The sequence below is a fragment of the Pseudomonas sp. PS02290 genome (genome assembly GCF_029960075.1).
Taxonomy (GTDB): Bacteria; Pseudomonadota; Gammaproteobacteria; order Pseudomonadales; family Pseudomonadaceae; genus Aquipseudomonas.
In genome coordinates this window covers 14,153-34,179 of sequence record NZ_JASCOY010000019.1, presented here as the reverse complement: position 1 = coordinate 34,179, position 20,027 = coordinate 14,153, and the positions used below count along the sequence as shown (strand labels likewise).

Genomic DNA, 20,027 nt, shown 5'->3' with positions numbered 1-20,027 from the left:
TTTTTTTCAACCGTCCCGAAAGGAGCAGGCCCATGGCCAAGGAAACCCACACGTTGCACCTGTTTGGGATCAAGGCGTGCGACACGATGAAGAAGGCGCGCACCTGGCTCGATGAAAAATCGGTGAATTACGATTTCCACGACTACAAGACCCAAGGCATCGATCGCGACCACCTGACCCGTTGGTGCAATGAGCATGGCTGGCAGACGGTACTCAACCGCGCCGGCACGACCTTTCGCAAACTGGACGAGGCGCAGAAAGCCGACCTCGATCAGGAAAAGGCCATTGAGCTGATGCTCGCTCAGCCCTCGATGATCAAGCGCCCGGTGCTGGATCTTGGCGACAAAACCCTGATTGGCTTCAAACCCGAACTGTACGCTGCGGCTATCGCCTGATTGAGATAGCCCTAAATAACGAGGTATCTGCATGTCCACTTCTCTGTTCAGCCTGGCCTTTGGCGTTGGCACACAAAACCGTCAAGGCACCTGGCTGGAAGTTTTCTACGCCTTGCCGCTGCTCAACCCGTCGGCTGAAATCGTCGCCGCCATCGCGCCGATCCTGGGCTACACCGGTGGCAATCAGGCCATCGCATTCAACACCGATCTGTCCTCGCGTCTGGCCAATGCCCTCAAAGGCATCGACGACGCCCAGGCCGCGCTGCTGACCCGACTGGCCGAGAGCCACAACCCTCTGGTTGCCACGCTGCTGGCCGAAGACACCGCGCTGACCTCCACCCCAGAGGCTTACCTCAAGCTGCATCTGCTCTCCCATCGACTGGTCAAGCCCCACGGCTTGAGCCTGGCCGGCGTGTTCCCGCTGCTGCCGAACGTCGCGTGGACCAGCCAGGGCGCCATCGACCTGGGCGAGCTGGCCGAACGTCAGCTGGAAGCCCGTTTGAAAGGCCACTTTCTGGAGGTCTTCTCGGTGGACAAATTCCCGAAAATGACCGACTACGTCGTCCCGGCAGGTGTGCGTATCGCTGACACCGCGCGCGTGCGCCTGGGCGCCTACATCGGCGAAGGCACCACTGTGATGCACGAAGGTTTCGTCAACTTCAACGGCGGCACCGAAGGCCCGGGCATGATCGAAGGTCGCGTGTCGGCTGGCGTGTTCGTCGGCAAGGGTTCGGACCTGGGCGGCGGTTGCTCGACCATGGGCACGCTGTCGGGCGGCGGCAACATGGTGATCAAGGTCGGCGAAGGCTGCCTGATAGGGGCGAACGCCGGCATCGGCATTCCGTTGGGCGATCGCAACACCGTTGAAGCCGGTCTGTATGTTACCGCCGGCACCAAAGTGGCGCTGCTGGACGACAAAAACGAGCTGGTCAAGGTCGTCAAGGCCCGTGAGCTGGCCGGTCAACCTGACCTGCTGTTCCGTCGCAACTCGCAGACCGGCGCGGTGGAGTGCAAATCCCACAAGTCGGCCATCGAGCTGAACGAAGCGCTGCACGCTCACAACTGATCGATGCTGCGTGCGGGTTCGGTGTCCCTCGGGGCTCCGAATCCGCCTCAACGAGCGTGACTGATATGCCCCTCATTTCTCCCTGGCGCGCTGACTTTCCGGCCATCGACGCCCTGCAACGGCAAGGCCAGACCTACCTGGACAGCGCCGCCACCGCACAGAAACCCCACGCCCTGATCGACGCCACGGTGCATTACTACGCCAACGGCGCAGCGAATGTGCATCGCGCCCAGCACCTGCCGGGCGCCATGGCGACCCAGGCCTTCGAGGACACGCGACGCAAGGCCGGCGAATGGCTGAATGCCGGAGCGTCCGGGCAGATCGTTTTCACCCACGGCGCCACGTCCGCGTTCAACTTGCTCGCTTATGGCCTGGAGCACGTGTTTCAGGCCGGCGACGAGATTGTCATCAGCGCCCTGGAGCATCACGCCAATCTGTTGCCCTGGCAGCAGCTGGCCCTGCGTCGCGACATGAAGCTGGTGGTGTTGCCGATCACCGACGCCGGCGTGATTGATGTGGAAGCCGCCGCCGAGCTGATTACTCCCCGCACCCGTTTGCTGGCGGTCAGCCAGTTGTCCAACGTGCTCGGCACCTGGCAGCCGGTTCGGCAACTGGTCGCGCTGGCCCAGGCCCAGGGCGCGCTGACGGTGATTGATGGCGCCCAGGGTGTCGTCCATGGCCGACACGATGTGCAGGACATCGGCTGCGACTTCTATGTGTTTTCCAGCCACAAGCTCTACGGGCCGGATGGCGTGGGCGTGCTGTTCGGGCGACATGACGCATTGGCGCAGTTGCAGCACTGGCAGTTCGGCGGCGAGATGGTCCTGCAGACCGGTTACCAATCGGCCACATTTCGCCCCGCGCCGCTGGGGTTCGAAGCGGGCACGCCGCCCATCAGCGCGGTGATCGGTCTCGGCGCGACGCTGGATTACCTCAATGGCCTCAATCAGTCCGCCGTCGCCGAATACGAAGCGCGCCTGCATGAGCGGTTGCGCGCCGGGTTGATGCTGCGCGACGGTGTGCAGGTGCTGGGCGACCCCCATGTGGCGCTGGTGAGTTTCGTGGTCGAGGGCGTGCACAACGCCGATCTTGCGCACCTGCTGACCGAGCAAGGCGTTGCCGTTCGCGCCGGCCACCACTGCGCCATCCCGTTGATCAGTGGCTTGGGCCTCTCCGGCGCAATCCGCGTGTCGCTGGGGCTGTACAACGATTCCGGGGACCTGGAGCGATTTTTCACCGCACTGGATCAAGCGCTGGAGTTGTTGCGATGAGCCTGCCGACCGATGCCCGCACCGCGCTGGAAACCTTCAACGGGTCACTGAGCTGGGAGCAACGCGCACGATTGCTGATGCAATGGGGCGACCGCCTGCCACCCATGAGCGACGATGAAAAGACCGACGAGCATTTGGTAGACGGCTGCGAGAGCAAGGTCTGGCTGGTGGGCGACGTGATCGACGGCCACTGGCAGTTCCGCGCCGCCAGTGATGCGCGCTTGATTCGGGGTCTGGTGGCGTTGTTGCTGGCCCGGGTCAACGGCCTGTCGTTGCAAGAACTGCAGCAGGTGGATCTGGTTGATTGGTTCACGCAGCTGGGCTTGAGCCGTCAGCTGTCGGCATCCCGCAGCAACGGGCTGAATGCGGTGCTGCAGAAGATGCGGCAGTTAGCCGGCTGAGATCAGCCTTCAAACGATCGCGCATGAACCGCCGACCCTGTGGGAGTGACCCGGGTGGCGCTCCACCTTGCTCACGAAAGGATCTTTCACCACTGGATATTTAGCGGATGTACCGGCCTCTTCGCGAGCAAGCTCGCTCCCACAATGGGTTCCGAGCAACTGTTTAGAATCTTCGGCGTACACAAAACCTGTGGGAGTGAGCTTGCTCACGAAAGGATCTTTCAACCATTGGATATTTAGTGGATGTACCGGCATCTTCGCGAGCAAGCTCGCTCCCACAGGTCGTTCATTTGCAGGACTATCGGCGGCGGTTCACAAAGAAGGCGTCAGCAAGATTGCTCCCACGCCTCGACCTTCAGGCCGTTGGCTGCGCCTTGACGCGCTCCGACGGCCGTCGCACGCCGGCGACGATTTTGTCCACGGCCTTGGTCGCGGCGACCATCCCGAATGTGGCAGTGACCATCATCACCGCGCCGAAACCACCTGCGCAGTCCAGCTTCACGCCGTCGCCGACGAAGCTTTTCTGCAGGCAGATGCTGCCGTCCGGTTTCGGGTAGCGCAGTTGCTCGGTGGAGAACACGCACGGCACGCTGTAATGGCGGGTGACGGTGCGGGAAAAGCCGTAGTCCCGGCGCAGGGTCGAGCGCACCTTCGACGCCAACGGGTCGTTGAACGTGCGGTTGAGGTCGCAGACCTGAATCAGGGTCGGGTCGATCTGCCCGCCTGCGCCGCCGGTGGTGATGATCTGGATCTTGCGCCGTTTGCACCAGGCGATCAGCGCGGCCTTGGCGTTGACGCTGTCGATGCAGTCGAGCACGCAGTCAATGTCCGGCGTGATGTATTCGGCCATGGTGTCGCGGGTGACGAAGTCGGCGACGGCATGAACGACGCAATCGGGATTGATCTCACGCAGGCGGTCGGCCATGACCTCGACCTTGGCGCGGCCAACGGTGCTGCTCAGGGCGTGCAACTGGCGGTTGCTGTTACTGACGCAGACGTCGTCCAGATCAAACAGGGAAATCTCGCCCACGCCACAGCGCGCCATGGCTTCCGCCGCCCAGGAACCCACGCCGCCGATGCCGACCACCGCCACATGGGCCGCGCGCAGGCGTTCCAGGCCCTCGATGCCGTACAGACGGGCAACGCCAGCGAAACGCGGATCTTCTGTGCTCATGACCAATACCCCAAAAAACCGGCGCGCATTATAGGCCCTGGCGGCGATTCGCAAAGCGCTGAGTGGCAGTCGTTTGGTCTGAAAGTCGCCCCTTTCCCCGCAAGCCACCCACGAACACGCAAAGCCCTACAGGCATGGCCGAACAGAACTTCAACACGTGTCGGTTGCCAAAGTTCTGGCCCGCTGTACCCTGTCACTCCTCCCCGTTCCCCTCTTGGAACCTGAAGCATCTATGTCATCGCGTAAATTTGGACTCAACCTCGTGGTCGTCGTGGCGATTGCTGCGCTGTTTACCGGCTTCTGGGCGCTGATCAACCGCCCCGTCACCGCGCCCAACTGGCCGGAGCAGATCTCCGGCTTTTCCTATTCGCCTTTCCGGCTGGGCCAGAATCCACAAAAAGATCTCTACCCGTCCGACGAAGAAATGCGTCAGGACCTGGAGCTGATGAGCAAGCAGACGGACAACATCCGTATCTACTCGGTGGACGGCACGCTCAAGGACATCCCCAAGCTGGCCGAGGAATTCGGCCTGCGGGTGACCCTCGGTATCTGGATCAGCCCGGACCTGGAGCGCAACGAGCGCGAGATCACCACGGCGATCGAACTGGCGAATACGACACGCAGTGTGGTGCGCGTGGTGGTCGGCAACGAAGCGCTGTACCGCGAAGAGATCAAACCCAAAGACCTGATGGCCGCGCTCGATCGCGTGCGCGCCGCCGTCAAAGTCCCGGTGACCACGTCCGAGCAGTGGCATATCTGGGAGAAGTACCCGGAACTGGCCAAGCACGTTGACCTGATCGCCGCGCACATCCTGCCGTACTGGGAATACATCCCGATGGATAAAGCCGGGCAGTACGTGCTCGACCGCGCCCGCGAACTGAAACGCATGTTCCCGAAAAAACCGCTGCTGCTCTCTGAGGTCGGCTGGCCGAGCAATGGCCACATGCGCGGCGGTGCGGACGCCACCCAGGCGGATCAGGCGGTTTACCTGCGCACGCTGGTCAACAAGCTCAACCGTCAGGGCTTCAACTACTTCGTGATCGAGGCCTTCGATCAGCCGTGGAAAGCCAGCGACGAAGGATCGGTTGGTGCCTATTGGGGCGTGTACAACGCCGCCCGCCAGCAGAAATTCAATTTCGAAGGCCCGGTAGTCGCGATCCCGCAGTGGCGCGTGCTGGCGATCGGCTCGGCAGTGCTGGCGATGCTGGCCCTCGCCTTGCTGCTGATTGACGGCTCGGCGCTACGTCAGCGTGGCCGCACATTCCTGACCTTTATCGCCTTCCTGTGCGGTTCGGTTCTGGTCTGGATCGGCTACGACTACAGCCAGCAATACAGCACCTGGTTCAGTCTGCTCGTAGGATTTTTACTGGCGCTGGGCGCGTTCGGCGTGTTCATCGTGCTGCTGACGGAGGCCCACGAACTGGCCGAAGCGGTGTGGACGCACAAGCGTCGTCGCGAATTCCTGCCCGTTGAAGGGGATTCGGCCTACAGACCGAAAGTGTCGATTCATGTGCCCTGCTACAACGAGCCGCCGGAGATGGTCAAACAGACCCTCAACGCACTGGCCGCGCTGGATTACCCGGATTTCGAAGTGTTGCTGATCGACAACAACACCAAGGACCCCGCTGTGTGGGAGCCGGTCAAGGCCCACTGCGAAATGCTCGGCCCGCGCTTCAAGTTTTTCCACGTCGCACCGCTGGCCGGGTTCAAGGGCGGCGCCCTGAACTACCTGATCCCGCACACCGCGCCGGACGCCGAAGTGATCGCCGTCATCGACTCGGATTACTGCGTCGACCGCAACTGGCTCAAGCACATGGTTCCGCACTTCGCCGATCCGAAAATCGCCGTGGTGCAGTCGCCGCAGGACTACCGCGATCAGCACGAAAGTGCGTTCAAGAAGCTCTGCTACTCGGAATACAAAGGCTTCTTCTACATCGGCATGGTCACCCGCAATGACCGCGATGCGATCATTCAGCACGGCACCATGACCATGACCCGTCGATCGGTCCTGGAAGAACTGGGCTGGGCGGACTGGTGCATCTGTGAAGACGCCGAGCTGGGCCTGCGCGTGTTCGAAAAAGGCTATTCGGCCGCGTACGCCCACAACAGCTTCGGCAAGGGCTTGATGCCCGACACCTTCATCGACTTCAAGAAGCAGCGTTTCCGCTGGGCCTATGGCGCGATTCAGATCATCAAGCGTCACGCCGCCAGCCTGCTGCGTGGCAAGGACACCGAGCTGACCCGCGGCCAGCGCTATCACTTCCTCGCCGGCTGGCTGCCATGGGTGGCCGATGGCATGAACATCTTCTTCACGGTCGGCGCGTTGCTCTGGTCGTCGGCGATGATCATCGTGCCCAACCGGGTCGACCCGCCGCTGCTGATTTTCGCGATTCCGCCGCTGGCGCTGTTCTTCTTCAAGGTCGGCAAGATCATCTTTCTGTACCGTCGCGCTGTGGGCGTGAACCTCACGGACGCGTTCTATGCGGCGCTTGCGGGACTGGCGTTGTCCCACACCATCGCCAAAGCGGTGCTGTACGGGTTCTTCACCACCAGCATCCCGTTCTTCCGCACCCCGAAAAACGCCGAAAGCCATGGCTTGCTGGTGGCGATTTCCGAGGCCCGCGAAGAGCTGTTCATCATGCTGATGCTGTGGGGCGCCGCGTTGGGCATCTGTCTGGTGCAGGGTCTGCCGAGCAACGACATGCGCTTCTGGGTCATCATGCTGCTGGTGCAATCGCTGCCGTATCTGGCGGCGCTGATCATGGCGTTTCTGTCTTCACTGCCGAAACCAAAACCGGCAGACGAACCCGCCACCGCCTGAAACAATGGGGCGCTGTACTAAACGGCGGCCTTCGGGTCGCCGTTTTGCTTTAAGCTATTCGCCGGTTTATGCCTTGCCTTCAATCAATATCTCGGACCTTTCATGACAGCCCCAGCCGACCTCTCGCCCACGCTGCAACTCGCCTGCGACCTGATCTGTCGCCCATCCGTCACGCCACTGGACGCCGACTGCCAGGCCGTGATGATGAAACGCCTGAGCGATGCCGGTTTTGCCCTGGAGCCGATGCGCATTCAGGACGTGGACAACTTCTGGGCCACCCACGGCAGTCAGGACGGTCCGGTGTTGTGCTTCGCCGGTCACACCGATGTGGTGCCGACCGGCCCGGTTCAGGCCTGGGAGAATGATCCGTTCAGCGCGCTGATCGACGAAGACGGCATGCTCTGCGGCCGTGGCGCGGCGGACATGAAAGGCAGCCTGGCGTCGATGATTGTCGCCACCGAGCGTTTCGTCGCCGATCACCCGAACCACAAGGGCAAAGTGGCCTACCTGATCACCAGCGATGAAGAAGGCCCGGCGCACCACGGCACCAAAGCGGTGGTCGAGCGTCTGGCGGCGCGCAAGGAACGTCTCGACTGGTGCATCGTTGGCGAACCGTCGAGCACAACGCTGGTAGGCGATGTGGTCAAGAACGGCCGTCGCGGCTCACTGGGCGCAACCCTCACCGTCAAAGGCATTCAGGGCCACGTCGCCTACCCGCATCTGGCGAAAAACCCTATTCATCTGGCAGCGCCTGCGCTGGCTGAGCTGGCCGCCGAGCACTGGGACAACGGCAATGATTTCTTCCCGCCGACCAGCTTCCAGATTTCCAACCTGAATTCCGGCACCGGCGCCACCAACGTGATCCCGGGGGATCTGGTGGCAGTGTTCAATTTCCGTTTTTCCACCGAATCCACCGTCGAAGGCCTCAAGCAACGCGTGGCCGCGATTCTCGACAAGCACGACCTGGACTGGCACGTGGAATGGGCGCTGTCCGGCCTGCCGTTCCTCACCGAACCGGGCGCGCTGCTGGACGCGGTGTCGGCGAGCATTAAACACGTCACCGGCCGCGAGACCCGCGCTTCCACCAGCGGCGGTACGTCGGACGGTCGCTTCATCGCCACCCTCGGCACCCAAGTGGTCGAACTGGGGCCGGTCAATGCGACGATCCATCAGGTCAATGAACGCATCCTCGCCAGCGATCTCGACGTGCTGACCGAGATCTACTACCAGACCCTGGTCAAGTTGCTCGCCTGATGCTGACCTGCCCGATCTGCTCCGCCCCACTCGATTCAGCGGATAACGGCGTTGTGTGCCCGGCCGGGCACCGCTTCGACCGCGCCCGTCAGGGGTATCTGAATCTGCTGCCCGTGCAGCACAAGAACAGCCGCGACCCTGGCGACAATCAGGCCATGGTCGAGGCGCGGCGCGACTTCCTCAACGCCGGGCATTACGCCCCAGTCGCCAAGCGTCTCGCCGAACTGGCTGCCGAGCGTGCCCCCGCGCACTGGCTCGACATCGGGTGCGGCGAGGGCTATTACACCGCCCAGATTGCCCAGGGTCTGCCCGATGCAGACGGCTACGCGCTGGACATCTCCCGCGAAGCGGTGAAGCGCGCCTGCAAGCGTGACCCGAACATCACGTGGTTGATTGCCAGCATGGCGCGCGTGCCACTGCCGGAGGCGAGCATGCAGTTCATCGCCAGCGTGTTCAGCCCGCTGGACTGGGCCGAGGCCAAGCGTCTGCTGTCGCCGGGCGGCGGCTTGATGCGTGTAGGACCGACCAACGATCACCTGATGGAATTGCGCCAGCGCCTGTACGACGAAGTCCGCGATTACAGCGATGACAAGCACCTGGCGCTGGTGCCGGAAGGGATGAGCCTGCAGCACAGTGAAACGTTGCGTTTCACCCTGACACTGGTGGACGGCCAGGCCCGTGCCAATCTGCTGGCCATGACGCCCCACGGCTGGCGCGCCAGTGCCGAACGTCGTGCGAACGTGGTCGAGCAGGCCGAGCCGTTCGAGGTCACGGTGTCCATGCGCTACGATTATTTCGTCCTGAACTGACGGCTCGAAGCACCCGAACAGACTGAATCCGCGAGTGGATTTTCCAGAACAACCAAGAGGCATCCATGCGCCAACCCGATATCGAGATTTACCTGAAAGACGCTGACGTTGACCACAAGGCGATCACTGCCTGGCTGACCGCGGCCATCGGCCCTTGTACCGAATGGACGCAGAAAGGCCAGACCTGGAAATGCCAGGCGGGCGACGTGCCCGTTACCTGGATTCCCAAGGCCGTCGGCAAGTGGAACAGCCTGTGCCTGGACAGCGACAAAACCCCGTGGGAAGACGATATCGCCTGCGCCCGCGCCGCCTTTGCCGCGCTGAACGTTGAAGTGCGTTGCGCGCCGGGGACGTGGGTCGAGGAAGAGAGTGACGCCGAAGCCGATCAGTGGATTCGCATCAGCGTTGATGGCGAAGAAGAAATCACCTGGCACACGTCCTGAGACGTCATCCTGTCGGGTACCCGCGCCGCTTTGCCCATCCCCACCAGATGCGGCAAACTGGCGGCCTCGCGGGCGTCGCCCCTCTCAGCAGAATTCTATGACCCGTTCCCCGTTTCGCCGTCTTGTATTCGGCACCGTGCGCCGCCTGCTTTACCTGTGGGTGCGCTCGGAGACGATCAACCAGTCGTCCTTCACCCTCAATCTCGACCGCAGCCGCCCGGTTTTCTATGCGCTGCAAAACCCTTCGATGAGCGATCTCGCGGTCCTCGACACCGAATGCCGCAAGGCCGGTCTGCCGCGCCCGGTGCTGTCGGTGGCCGTTGGCAACCTGACCGAGCCGGCCGCGTTTTTCTACCTGACGCCAGAGCCTGACTGGCTGGGGCGCCACGACAAACGCGGCGCACCACCGACCCTTGAACGTCTGGTCAGCGCGGTCACGCAAAACGCTACCGAAGACGCGCAAATCATTCCGGTCAGCGTGTTCTGGGGCCAGTCCCCGGACAAGGAAGACAGCCCGTGGAAACTGCTGTTTGCCGACAGCTGGGCGGTGACCGGGCGTCTGCGTCGTCTGGTGACCATTCTGATCCTGGGCCGCAAGACCCGCGTGCAGTTTTCGGCGCCGGTTCATCTGCGCGAGCTGGTCGATCAGAACAAGGGTTACGAGCGCACGGTGCGCATGGCTCAACGCCTGCTGCGTGTGCATTTCCGCAACCTGAAAACGTCGGTGATCGGCCCGGACCTTTCGCACCGTCGCCATCTGGTCAAAGGGCTGGTGGCGGATCCGCTGGTCAGGCAGGCCATTCTCGACGAGGCCGCACGGGAGAAAATCACCGAAGCCAAGGCCCGGGGAAAAGCCCTGCATTACGGCAACGAGATCGCCTCGGACTACACCTACACCGCCATCCGTTTCCTGGAAGTGGTGCTGAGCTGGTTCTGGAACAAGATTTACGACGGCATCAAGGTCAGTCACCTGGAGGGCGTGCAGAACGTTGCCCAGGGCAACGAGATCATTTATGTGCCGTGCCACCGCAGCCACATCGACTACCTGCTGCTGTCGTACCTGTTGTTTCGCAACGGCCTGACCCCGCCGCACATTGCCGCGGGCATCAACCTCAACATGCCGGTCATCGGCGGCCTGTTGCGGCGCGGCGGCGCGTTTTTCATGCGCCGTACGTTCAAGGGCAATCCGCTGTACACCGCGGTGTTCAACGAATACCTGCACACGCTGTTCACCAAGGGCTTCCCGGTCGAGTACTTCGTCGAAGGCGGACGCTCGCGGACCGGGCGCATGCTGCAGCCGAAGACCGGAATGCTGGCGATCACCTTGCGCAGCTTCCTGCGCAATTCGCGCATGCCCATCGTGTTCGTGCCGGTCTACATCGGTTACGAACGGGTGCTGGAAGGCCGGACCTATCTGGGGGAGCTGCGCGGTGCGGCGAAGAAGAAAGAGTCAATCTTCGACATCTTCAAAGTCATCGGCGCGCTGAAGCAGCGCTTCGGCCAGGTCTCGGTCAACTTCGGTGAGCCGATCAAGCTCACCGAGTTTCTCGACCACGAGCAGCCGGACTGGCGCACTCAGGAACTGGGCCCAGTGTTCAAACCGGAATGGCTCCACGAGACTACCCACCGTCTGGGCGAACGCGTGGCCCGCCACCTGAACGAAGCCGCAGCGATCAATCCGGTGAATCTGGTGGCGCTGGCGTTGCTGTCGACGGCGAAACACGCGCTGGACGATCAAGCACTGGCGCGGGTCCTCGATCTGTACCTGACGCTGTTGCGCACTGTGCCCTACTCGCCCCACACGACGCTGCCGGACGGCGATGGCCGGGCGCTGATCGAGCACGTCAAAGGCATGAATCTGCTCTCGGAACTCAGCGATGCGCTGGGCAAGATTCTGTACCTGGACGAGCAAAATGCCGTCCTGATGACTTACTACCGCAACAACGTGCTGCACATTTTCGCGCTGCCCTCGTTGCTGGCGTGCTTCTTCCAGAGCTCGTCGCGCATGAGCCGCGAGCAGATTCTGCGGTACACCCGGGCGCTGTATCCGTACCTGCAATCGGAGCTGTTCATCCGCTGGTCGCTGGACGATCTGGATGAGGTCATCGATCAGTGGCTGGCGGCGTTTGTCGAACAGGGTCTGCTGCGCTTTGAGAACGGCGTTTACCTGCGCCCGGCGCCGAGCTCGCGGGCTTTCGTGCTGCTGACGGTGTTGTCGCGGGCGATTGCCCAGACCCTGCAGCGTTTCTACATGGCGATTTCCCTGCTGCTCAACAGCGGTCAGCACACCCTCAGCGCCGAAGGGCTTGAGGAGCTGTGCACGACGATGGCCCAGCGGTTGTCGATCCTGCACGGCCTGAATGCGCCGGAGTTTTTCGACAAGAGCCTGTTCCGGCATTTCATTCAGACGCTGCTGGATCAGGGTGTCCTGCGCACCGACGCCGCCGGCAAACTGAGCTATCACGATATGTTGGGGGATCTGGCGGAAGGCGCCGCCAAGCGCGTATTGCCAGCGGAAATCAGGCTGTCGATTCGCCAGGTGGCGTTGCACCGCAGTGATGAAGTCGTCGGGGCTGCGCCGATCGCCTAAGCGACGAAGCACGCCCTACCTAACGTTTCACCTGACAAGGACAATCACATGAAACATATCCTGCTCACCCTCATGACCACCGTGCTGGCCGCTTGCGCCCATGCGCCGGACAACCTGCCGGGCTCGGTGGACGGCGAGGTGTTTTACCTGCAGCGCATGGCGCTTCCACCGACGGCTACGCTGAAGGTCACGCTCCAGGACGTATCGCTGGCGGACGCACCCGCGCAGATCCTCGCCAGCCAGAACGGGCCGATCAAAGGCCAGGTGCCGCTGCCGTTTCACCTGACCTACGATCAGAAGCAGGTCCAGCCGGGGCACACTTACTCGGTCAGCGCGCGCATCGAGGTGGACGGCAAGCTGCTGATGATCAGCACCGAGCGCTACACGGTGGACCTGACGCTGGACGAAAAACCGCCCGTCAAAATTCGTTTGAGCCCGGCCCGTTAATCGGGCGTGCATCACAGACCGCTGAAAAGGACATTACCCATGTTGCGTCGCTCCCTCTCGTTCACTGGCCTCTGCGCCGGCCTGCTGTTGTCGGCCAGTGCCTTCGCGTTGTCGCTCAATGATCTGTCGCAATCGGACGCCACCGGCGGGCTTAAGGATGCCCTGACCCAGAGCGCCCAAGTCGCCGTCAAGCAACTGGGCGTACCGGGTGGCTTCAGCAACAACAAGGATGTGCGCATCGAACTGCCCGGCAACCTGGGCAAGGTCGCCAAGAAGATGAAGCAGTTCGGCATGGGCGCCCAGGTCGATCACCTGGAAACCAGCATGAACCAGGCAGCGGAAGCGGCGATGCCCCAGGCGCAGACGTTGCTGGTCGATGCGGTGAAAAAGATGAGCGTGTCGGATGCCAAGGCCATCCTCAGCGGCGGCAAGGACTCGGCCACCCAGTACCTGAGCACCTCCAGCCGCGAACAGATCCGCGCCAGGTTCCTGCCCATCGTCAAACAGGCCACTGACAAAGTCGGCCTGGCGCAGAAATACAACGCCTTCGCCGGTCAGGCCGCGGCGCTGGGCGTGCTGGACGCGAAGAGCTCGAATATCGAAGGCTACGTCACCGAGAAGGCGCTGAACGGCCTGTTCGAAATGATCGCCAAGCAGGAAGAAACCATCCGTGCCAACCCGGCAGCGGCGGCGACCGGTCTGGCGAAGAAGGTATTCGGCGCGTTGTAACGCGCGCCGTGGTACGGGTCGGTGATCGGTTCTAGCCCCTGTCAGTAGTGCCGCGCTATTCGCACCTGACACAGACACTGTGGGAGTGAGCTTGCTCACGAAGACGGCATTTCAGTCACTGAATATTCAGCGGCTGTACCTGCCCATTCGCGAGCAAGCTCGCTCCCACAGTTTGCTCAGCGTGCAGGCGCCATCTCGCTCAAGGCAATCACTCCTCTTTTTTCACTCTAAACCACGCCGCATACAGCGCGGGCAGGAACAGCAGGGTGAGTGCAGTGGCGACGATCAGGCCGCCCATGATGGCGACGGCCATGGGGCCGAAAAACACGCTGCGTGACAGCGGGATCATCGCCAGCACCGCCGCCAGCGCGGTGAGCACGATGGGCCTGAAGCGCCGCACCGTTGCTTCAATGATCGCCTGCCAGCGATCCAGACCTGCCGCGATGTCCTGCTCGATCTGGTCGACCAGAATCACCGAGTTACGCATGATCATCCCCGACAGCGCGATGGTGCCGAGCATTGCCACGAAGCCGAACGGCTGATTGAACAGCAGCAGAAACAGCGTCACACCGATCAGCCCCAGCGGCGCCGTGAGAAACACCATGAACGTACGGGAGAAACTGCGCAGCTGGATCATCAGCAAGGTCAGCACCACCACGATGAACAGCGGCACCCCGGCGTTTACCGAGTTCTGTCCGCGGGCCGAGTCCTCCACCGTGCCGCCCACTTCCAGCAAGTACCCATCGGGCAACTGCGCGCGCACGTCTTCCAGCGTCGGCAAAATCTGTTTCACCAGCGTTGCCGGCTGCTCCTTGCCATAGATGTCGGCGCGCACCGTCACGTTCGGCAAGCGGTTGCGGTGCCAGATGATGCCCTCCTCGAAGCCGTATTCAAGCGTCGCCACCTGTGACAAGGCGACGTTGCCGCCATTGTTGGTGGGCACTGACAAGCTGGCGAGGCTGCCCAGCTCATGCCGTTCCTGCTCCGTCCCGCGCAGGAGGATTTCGATCAACTCGTCGTCCTCGCGGTACTGGCTCACGCTCGACCCGGTCAGCTGACTTTGCAGAAAACGCGACAGGTCCGCCGTGGTCACGCCCAGCGCCCTGGCCCGGTCCTGATCGACGTTGAGATAAACGACTTTGCTCGGCTCTTCCCAGTCCAGATGCACGTTGACCACATGGGGATTTTCCCTGACCTTCGCGGCCACCTTGCGGGCCAGCGCACGTACCTCGTCGATGTGCTCGCCGGTGACGCGGAACTGCACCGGATAGCCCACGGGCGGGCCGTTTTCCAGGCGGGTGACGCGAGGGCGCAGCATCGGAAACTGCTCATCGAGGGTCTGGATCAGCCAGGTGCGCAGTGCTTCGCGGTCCTCAATGGTTTTCGCCAGCACGACGAACTGGGCAAAGCTTGCCGCGGGCAGTTGCTGATCCAGCGGCAGGTAAAACCTTGGCGAACCGGTGCCGACATAGGCCACGTAATTCTCAACGCCGGCGTGTTCCCTGATCATCGCTTCCAGCCGTTTGACCTGCTCGGCGGTGCTGCTGAGCGAGGCACCTTCGGCGAGTTTCAGGTCAACCATCAGCTCCAGCCGCCCGGACGCCGGGAAAAACTGCTGGGGCACGAAGCGGAACATGAAAATCGACAGGGCGAACAACGCAATGGTCAACACGATGACCGTCTTGCGGCGCCGCACGCACCAGCCGACCAGCCCGCGAACACGGCGGTAGAACGGCGTGCCGTATGGGTCAGGCGCATGGGCCCCGGCGCCATGTTTGGCTGCATGGATCTTCGCCAGATCCGGCAACAGCCGTGCGCCCAGGTACGGCACGAATACCACGGCGGCAATCCATGAGGCGATCAGCGCGATGGTCACCACCTGAAAGATCGAGCGGGTGTACTCGCCGGTACTCGACTGCGCGGTGGCGATAGGCAGAAAACCGGCTGCGGTAATGAGCGTGCCGGTAAGCATCGGGAACGCCGTGCTGGTCCAGGCGAAGCTCGCGGCCTTTAGCCGGTCATAACCCTGTTCCATTTTGATCGCCATCATTTCCACGGCGATGATTGCGTCGTCCACCAATAATCCCAGCGCCAGCACAAGCGCCCCGAGGGAGATCTTGTGCAGGCCGATGCCGAGGTAATACATGCAGGCGAAGGTCATCGCCAGCACCAGCGGAATCGCCAGCGCCACCACCATTCCGGTGCGCACGCCGAGAGAGAAAAAGCTCACCAGCAGCACGATGCCCAACGCCTCGGCGAGCACCTGAACGAATTCGCCGACGCTGGTTTTCACCGCCGCAGGCTGGTCCGAGACTTTGCGCAGCTGCATGCCGGCCGGAAGGTTGTTCTGCAAACGGGCGAACTCGCCCTCCAGCGCACGGCCCAGCACCAGAATGTCGCCACCGTCTTTCATGGCGACGGCGAGCCCGATGGCATCCTGACCCATGAAGCGCATCTGCGGCGCGGGCGGGTCGTTGAAGCCACGGCGCACATCGGCCAGATCGCTGATACGGAACGTGCGATCACCGACGCGGATCGGGAAGGTGCGGATCTCGTCGACGGTCTGAAAACGCCCGGTCACGCGCAGTTGAACGCGCTCGCTGGGCGTCTCGAAAAAGCTCGCCGCCACCACCGCGTTCTGGGCTTCCAGTGCCTGCTGCACCGATTGCATCGGCAGGCCGAGGGTGGCGAGTTTGACGTTGGAGAGTTCGATCCAGATCTTCTCGTCCTGCAGACCGAGCAGCTCGACCTTGCCAACATCCTTGACCCGCTGCAGCTGGATCTGGATGCGGTCGGCGTAATCCTTGAGCACCGCGTAGTCGAAACCCTCCCCCGTGAGCGCATAGATATTGCCGAACGTGGTGCCGAATTCATCGTTGAAGAACGGGCCCTGCACACCGGTCGGAAGGTTCTGACGGATGTCGCTGATCTTCTTGCGGATCTGATACCAGAGTTCCGGCAGTCGGGCGGAGACCAGCGAGTCCCTCGCGACAAACGTGACCTGGGATTCACCGGGGCGCGAGAACGAGAAAATGCGCTCGTAATCGCCGGTTTCCATCAGCTTCTTCTCGATGCGGTCGGTGACTTGCCGCGACACCTCTTCGGCACTCGCGCCCGGCCAGAGGGTACGAATGACCATGGCTTTGAAAGTGAAGGGCGGATCTTCACTCTGACCCAGTTTGGTGTAGGAAAGCGCGCCGACTGCGGCCAGCAGAATCATGAGATACAGGACCATCTGCCGATTACGCAGCGCCCATTCGGACAGATTGAAACGCATCCCGCTACTCCTTCGCGGCCAGCTTGACCGCCCGATTACTGCGGTCGACCGGCCGCACCTGCTCGCCTTCGTGCAGCACGTGCACGCCCGCTGCGACGACCCAGTCGCTGGTCTGCAAGCCGCTGAGCACCGGCACGGTTTCCTGCCCGTAAGCGCCGACCTGCACCGGCGTGCGTTTCAGGGTGGAGTCGCTTTGCAGACGCCAGACGTAGGTCACGCCGTTTTCGGCTGTCAGCGCCGACAGCGGCACGGACAACGGCACGGCGTGTTCGGACTGGATGTACACCCGGGCGCTCTGGCCCAGCTCAGCCGGGACTTTCCCGCCGGCGAAGGCAATGCGTGCGGCAAAGGTGCGCGACCGCGGATCGGCAGCCGGCGACAGCTCGCGGATACGCCCCGGGAAACGCTGCTCGCGCTGAGTCCAGAGTTCGACGGAAACAGGGTCGCCGATCTTGAAGCGGCCGTAATTCTGCTCCGGAAGACTGATCGAGACTTCACGCTCGCCGTCGGCGGCCAGGGTGAAGACGGTTTGTCCGGCAGCTACCACTTGACCGACTTCCACCAGTCGTCTGGCGATGACACCCTCCTGCGACGCACGAAGCACGGCGTAGCCGGTCTGATTGTCAGCGACGGTCGATTCAGCCTTGAGCTGTCTAAGCCGGGCGTCTGCGGCGCGGTAGGTGTTTTCAGCGTTGTCGTACAGCGACTTGCTGACCATCTGCCGGTCCATCAGCGTTTTGTAGCGGTCGCGCTCGGAGCGGACCGTCTGCAGGTTGGCTTCGGCGGCGGCAACTTGCGCGCGGGTGGCGTCCTGTTGCAGGCGCACGTCCTGGGCGTCAAGTTCGGCCAGCGGCTGGTTGGCCTTCACCCGCTCGCCCTCCTCGACCAGGCGCTTACTGACCTTGCCGGGGATGCGGAAGGCGAGTTCCGGCTCGAAACGGGCATGCACTTCCCCCGGATAGCTGTCCATGGACTGGGCAGCTGGCTGCGGTTGCACCACCATGGCGGGACGCACGGCGGCGTTCACCGGCGCCTCCTGCCGACACCCGGCAAGTGCGGCGATCAAGCCGACCGGCAGCGCAAGGAGCTGGGCACGAAGCAGGGCGTCGCGGAGCATGATGAGGCACCTTGGCAGGAGGGCTTTGAATAATTGTACCGGCGAGTATATTTAAAATTACCGAACTGAACAGTCCACTAATTCAACGAAGATGCCTGACGACTCCATGACCGACTCAACCTACCCCGCCGGACCCGGCCGCCCCAAGGATCTGGCCAAGCGCCAGGCCATTCTCGAAGCGGCCAAGAACCTGTTCATTCGCAACGGTTACGCCAACACCAGCATGGATGCCGTTGCCGCTGAAGCCGGGGTCTCCAAGCTCACCGTCTACAGCCACTTCACCGACAAGGAGACGTTGTTTTCCTGCGCGGTGGTTGCTCGCTGCGAGGAGCAGGTGCCGGAGCTGTTCGTGGACGTGCCCGCTGATGATCACGTTGAAAAGGTATTACTGGGTATTGCCAGAGGGTTTCAAACGCTGATCAACAGCCCTGAGTCCATCGACCTGAACCGTTTGATCATCGCTTTGGGGCCTCAGGAATCATCACTGACTCAAGTGTTCTTCGAAGCAGGACCGCAGCGGGTCCTCCACGAACTTGCGCGGTTTTTGAGTAAGCTGAGCGGTAAAAACGGGCTGCATTTTGAATCGCCGCTTAATGCGGCAGGCCATTTTTTGAGCTTGATCAAAGGCGTCCATCATTTCAGGCTTCTCATCGGCACCGGGGAAATACCGGACGAGCACGCTGCCGACCACCATGCCAGGGAGGTGGTGGCGCTGTTTTTGAAGGCGTATCGGGTTTAGACGCTGACGGTCAGTGCTCACTGTGGGACCGGCTTTAGCCGGGAAAGCGTCAGACGCCACAACATAGAATTGACGCTGCTAACACGGGCCCCTTCCCGGCTGAAGCCGGTCCCACTAATCGACCGCGTACTCATAGCGGGACTGGCTTTAGCCGGGAAGGCGTCGGGCGTGACACCACAAATCCGATAGTGATCACAGCGGCCCCTTCCCGGCTGAAGCCGGTCCCACTAATCGGCCGCGTACTCATAGTGGGACTGGCTTTAGCCGGGAAGGCGGAGTGGAAGACACCACAGAATTTGACTACCAGCTTGTCAGCGTGGCTCGTGCATCGGGCAGCCGTTGTGGCTGGCGCGGAAGCCTGAAGACAGCTCGTAGGACGGTTTGCGCGCACGCATGACGCCGCCGAGTGGCCGGTGTTCGACAACGCCCTGCCAAGGGCTGAAGGCCATGCCGTCGTCGATTTCCTGCTGATGTTCTTCTGACCAGCTGTCCTGTGTCGGAACGTCGATACGGGCCACGGTCACGAACGGGCTCAACTCTTCGGACCATTCCACCGATGCGTCTTCGATCGGCATTTTCTCAAGGTCTGTAGCGAGCTGGATCCGCACGTCCCACACCCCTCCCTTGCTCAAAAAGTGACTGCGCACCGCCTCCCGCAAGCCGTCGGGATGGCCATTCAGGTCGACCTTCTGGTCCGTCAACGCGGTGAGTTCGGGGGAAACAGGCACCACGCTCAACTTGGCGTAATAGCGGCCATAGAGAAACGGCACCACGGTATTAAAAGTTTCACCCAGTACATGGGTCATCGGATGCCCACCCAGCGATTTCAGCGTGCCACTCTCCCCGCCCATCGCTTCGACCGTCGACTCCAGACCACGAAACAACGCCGACAGCGCTTTCTTCATGTTGGGCACTTTGTCGGTGGTCTTGGCCAGCAACTTCAAGGTCTTGAGAAAATCCTTCGGCGTGGCAGCCGTGAACGCCCTGGCGTTCTGCATTACGAAGTCTTGGGTAACCTGCCCTTCACTGCCCGGCAGGCGTGCGCCCTGCACACCGACCAGCTTGATGGCCAGACCGCGTGGCGTTGACACCTTGTCGTCGAGCACATCCCCCGGATTGGTTGAAAAGCGCATCTTCACGTCCAGCGTGCCGGGGTGGGCGAAGACACCCTGCGCCAACTCCGGCGGCAGATTATCCAGAATGTGGATCTGCCCATGCAGCAATCCATGGGCTTTGGCATGCACGCTGCGGATGGCATGGCCGCCATCTTTGTAGGTGGTTTCCAGAATACTGTGCATGGCCTCGGCGAGTTCTTTGCTCGTCTGAGCCTCGTCATCGGGTATCTGCTCGAAGTGCGGCTCGAACGGCAAAGGCGTTACGGACAAAGGGGAAGTACTCATCGGTTATCTCCGGCTACGGATCAGGTCAGGTTTGTCTCCGACGAGCCCACTCATACGGTGGATTTTCTGGCATCGGCACAGCAGATGACTGCGC

Annotated in this window: 16 protein-coding genes; 12 read left to right on the top strand and 4 right to left on the bottom strand. The window is 62.1% G+C overall.

Annotation, left to right across the window (positions count from 1 at the left end; all coding sequences use genetic code 11):
• Window positions 1-32 precede the first annotated feature (32 nt).
• From QMX88_RS11510 to QMX88_RS11495, 4 genes are all read left to right on the top strand, one after another.
• Window positions 33-395 carry an ArsC family reductase gene (locus QMX88_RS11510; RefSeq protein WP_133772712.1) on the top strand — a complete coding sequence of 121 codons (363 nt, stop codon included), beginning with the start codon at window positions 33-35 and terminating at the stop codon, window positions 393-395.
• 31 nt (window positions 396-426) lie between these two features.
• Complete coding sequence (gene dapD / locus QMX88_RS11505) at window positions 427-1,461, top strand: 2,3,4,5-tetrahydropyridine-2,6-dicarboxylate N-succinyltransferase (RefSeq protein WP_282369285.1); 1,035 nt, start codon at window positions 427-429, stop codon at window positions 1,459-1,461.
• Between the two features lie 65 nt (window positions 1,462-1,526).
• A complete protein-coding gene (locus QMX88_RS11500; RefSeq protein WP_282369283.1) occupies window positions 1,527-2,732 on the top strand; it encodes an aminotransferase class V-fold PLP-dependent enzyme in 1,206 nt (401 codons plus the stop codon).
• A complete protein-coding gene (locus QMX88_RS11495) occupies window positions 2,729-3,133 on the top strand; it encodes a SufE family protein (RefSeq protein ID WP_282369281.1) in 405 nt (134 codons plus the stop codon). The genes QMX88_RS11500 and QMX88_RS11495 overlap by 4 nt, the downstream gene beginning before the upstream one ends.
• Before the next feature lie 355 nt (window positions 3,134-3,488).
• On the opposite strand, the gene tcdA is transcribed toward QMX88_RS11495, so the two are convergent.
• Window positions 3,489-4,307: a tRNA cyclic N6-threonylcarbamoyladenosine(37) synthase TcdA gene (gene tcdA / locus QMX88_RS11490; RefSeq protein ID WP_282369279.1), complete on the bottom strand. Its 819-nt coding sequence runs from the start codon at window positions 4,305-4,307 to the stop codon at window positions 3,489-3,491.
• Between the two features lie 232 nt (window positions 4,308-4,539).
• Between tcdA and QMX88_RS11485 the strand changes: the two genes are divergently transcribed.
• From QMX88_RS11485 to QMX88_RS11455, 7 genes are all read left to right on the top strand, one after another.
• A complete protein-coding gene (locus tag QMX88_RS11485) occupies window positions 4,540-7,128 on the top strand; it encodes a glycosyltransferase family 2 protein (protein WP_192170816.1) in 2,589 nt (862 codons plus the stop codon).
• A gap of 102 nt (window positions 7,129-7,230) precedes the next feature.
• On the top strand, window positions 7,231-8,382 hold the full coding sequence (gene dapE, locus QMX88_RS11480; RefSeq protein WP_282369276.1) for a succinyl-diaminopimelate desuccinylase: 1,152 nt from the start codon (window positions 7,231-7,233) through the stop codon (window positions 8,380-8,382).
• Window positions 8,382-9,191 (top strand): putative RNA methyltransferase, encoded by an 810-nt coding sequence (locus tag QMX88_RS11475; protein ID WP_192170814.1) that lies wholly within the window; start codon window positions 8,382-8,384, stop codon window positions 9,189-9,191. Before dapE ends, QMX88_RS11475 begins: the two co-directional genes overlap by 1 nt.
• 65 nt (window positions 9,192-9,256) lie before the next feature.
• A complete protein-coding gene (locus tag QMX88_RS11470) occupies window positions 9,257-9,634 on the top strand; it encodes a hypothetical protein (protein ID WP_192170813.1) in 378 nt (125 codons plus the stop codon).
• Window positions 9,635-9,731: 97 nt separating this feature from the next.
• Window positions 9,732-12,224, top strand: coding sequence for a glycerol-3-phosphate 1-O-acyltransferase PlsB (gene plsB, locus QMX88_RS11465; RefSeq protein ID WP_282369275.1), 2,493 nt, complete (start codon window positions 9,732-9,734; stop codon window positions 12,222-12,224).
• A 48-nt stretch (window positions 12,225-12,272) separates the two neighbouring features.
• Window positions 12,273-12,671, top strand: a complete 399-nt coding sequence (locus QMX88_RS11460) for a YbaY family lipoprotein (RefSeq protein WP_282369274.1) — start codon at window positions 12,273-12,275, stop codon at window positions 12,669-12,671.
• Between the two features lie 39 nt (window positions 12,672-12,710).
• Window positions 12,711-13,400, top strand: coding sequence for a DUF4197 domain-containing protein (locus QMX88_RS11455; protein ID WP_282369273.1), 690 nt, complete (start codon window positions 12,711-12,713; stop codon window positions 13,398-13,400).
• A gap of 208 nt (window positions 13,401-13,608) precedes the next feature.
• On the opposite strand, the gene QMX88_RS11450 is transcribed toward QMX88_RS11455, so the two are convergent.
• Window positions 13,609-16,677, bottom strand: a complete 3,069-nt coding sequence (locus tag QMX88_RS11450; RefSeq protein WP_282369271.1) for an efflux RND transporter permease subunit — start codon at window positions 16,675-16,677, stop codon at window positions 13,609-13,611.
• 4 nt (window positions 16,678-16,681) lie between these two features.
• Window positions 16,682-17,794, bottom strand: coding sequence for an efflux RND transporter periplasmic adaptor subunit (locus QMX88_RS11445; RefSeq protein WP_282369269.1), 1,113 nt, complete (start codon window positions 17,792-17,794; stop codon window positions 16,682-16,684).
• Between the two features lie 106 nt (window positions 17,795-17,900).
• Here QMX88_RS11445 and QMX88_RS11440 point away from each other — a divergent pair, with 106 nt between their 5' ends.
• Entirely contained in the window at window positions 17,901-18,533 is a 633-nt protein-coding gene (locus QMX88_RS11440; protein WP_442969448.1) for a TetR/AcrR family transcriptional regulator, read from the top strand.
• Window positions 18,534-18,844: 311 nt separating this feature from the next.
• On the opposite strand, the gene QMX88_RS11435 is transcribed toward QMX88_RS11440, so the two are convergent.
• Complete coding sequence (locus QMX88_RS11435) at window positions 18,845-19,933, bottom strand: catalase family protein (RefSeq protein WP_282369265.1); 1,089 nt, start codon at window positions 19,931-19,933, stop codon at window positions 18,845-18,847.
• Window positions 19,934-20,027 lie beyond the last annotated feature (94 nt).